This window comes from Commensalibacter sp. M0133 (assembly GCF_016101485.1).
Classification (GTDB): Bacteria; Pseudomonadota; Alphaproteobacteria; order Acetobacterales; family Acetobacteraceae; genus Commensalibacter; species Commensalibacter melissae.
In genome coordinates, this window is sequence record NZ_JACFQI010000010.1 from 1 (window position 1) to 2,161 (window position 2,161).

Sequence of the window (2,161 nt, forward strand, 5' to 3'; positions counted from 1 at the left end):
TAAACCATGTCTCCGGCACGGATCTCTTCTATGGCCTTCAATCCGTCTCTTGTCTCTATCATCGTGCCACAAAGGTAACAGGGTTGGGGATTATCAGTGTTCAGTCCCGGCACATAATCTATGGAATAGTTGTGATTAGTGTTTATTGTTGGATTGATGAATTGTCCTGTAGTTCCGACTGTTACGCGAGTCAATCCGTTGGTTAACCAGATAGATTGATTGGGTGGAGGGTTGTTGTTAGTCTGATTATAGACAGGGGGGTTGTTTCCATTCAGGCAAATATTATTATTATTTGCGATATTTAATTTCCCACTTGCTGACCAGGATGTTTCATAAATCGTATCATTTTGAGACAAACCGTCAATATAATGGCCATTACTTGAAAATTCTGGCGAGAAATAAGTATTGTTTATTGAATTTCCACCTTGTTCGATCCCTATATAACCATCATAAAATTTTGAATTTTTTAGGGTGCCACCTTTTTGTATAAAAACGTTCTGCCAACTATTATTGGCAAAAATTTCAGCACCGTCTACAACCGCTCCATCTTGAATATAGATATTGTTAATGTTGAAAATATTTACTGGATCATTACCTCTGTAAATGATAATTCCGGCTCCATTTTTATAGACATTCTGTCTAATCATATTACCGGCAGGATCTGAAGCGATTTCAGAGCTGATATAAATTGAGGTGGTGCCACTCGTACCGATGATATTGATATGATCGTTGGAAATGTTATAGTTTTTTACATAGTTTTCAATATCATCCCCGGTAATCTGTTCTTGAGAAAATTGGGCGGTTCTGCTGACTGATACGGTCAGCCTGTTTGATGAAGGGTTGTATCTGTAAAGATCCGGTATATTGGGATTTGTTACTTTACTGTTGTTATTGAGGGTAAGATTGGCAGTATTATTATCACTTGATTGAAAATAAGAGTTGGGTTGATTCTTGTAACTATTGCCACTAAAACTTTGACCTCCCAGATTATAACCGCTTCTTGTAGTATTTGGGTTAAGGAATGAGTCATTATCCGAAGTGGCGGAACCGTTCATGATAACGGGGCTGGAAATAAAAGTGTTGTTGGTGGAACTGCCACCATTCATCGTAACATTTTGATTGAATATATTTGAATCCTGGAGCGTTCCACCAGTATTGATTGTAATGGCTGAATTGTTAGAGGGGCTGTTTTTGATCAAAAGGAAATTTGAACCTGAAACGGTTGCACCATTTGTAATGGTTACAGTGCTGTCAACAAAATTGATGGGTCCTGAATAGGCTTGTGATGGATCAGATGTAAGATGATTATTTGTTGATAGGCTGAAATACTGTCCATTGGTTGAGTTTATTTTGTAGACAGTGCGGCCATCACTTAATTTAACGGCATACCAATTGCCACTATCAATGATCGGATTGTTATTTTGTAATATATAACTGTTCAGGTCTGTATTTTCGACATTTTTTAATTGATTGGAAGTCGCATTCTCTCTTGTAAGGCGATTATTTGAGAAGGTTTGAATAGAATCTTGACTGTTCTTTTCACCATAGGATGGAGGATATTGATATGAATGGACAAATGAATGATTTATTTTGAATGTATCATCATCTTTTTTATCTTTACGCAAGTAATCTTTTTGTTGGTTCGTCATCAGTGATTCTCATATAATTTTTATTATAAGCGTGTCAGAAAGTAAGTATTTGCGACATTTATTATTTAAGTAATACTTTCATGAGCATGCTATTTATTATTTAATATATTTAATTATTATAATGTTATTAATATAATTAGTAAATTAAATTTGATAATTGAAATGTAATATCTTGAATACATTTATTATTTTTTAATAAATATTAGATTTCTATTAAAAATAGTTAGATAGGGATTCACCCAATTTTGTTTTTCAATAAATGTATGGAAAATGACATTATGAAGTGATGGCCTGGTCGGGATATGGATTAAGTAATAAAATTGCTAGAATCAAATGGGTTTTATAAAAAAGCCGGATCAATTTATCTGATCCAGCCTTATAAGTGATATAAAATGGTATTTGTAATTTTTATTATGATGACATTATTTTTTTATGATCCAACTGGTTTTGTGAGATATACGGTCCAGCGGCGATGACCTTTACGGTAAGGATCTTCCGGCCCTTTTGCAGAA

1 protein-coding gene is annotated in these 2,161 nt (G+C 34.4%); it reads right to left on the bottom strand.

Going from position 1 to position 2,161, the window contains the following annotated elements:
- The coding region (locus tag H3T46_RS08865) for a Hint domain-containing protein (protein ID WP_232350047.1) at window positions 1–1,649 on the bottom strand (1,649 nt) is incomplete at its 3' end.
- Between the last annotated feature and the right edge of the window lie 512 nt (window positions 1,650–2,161).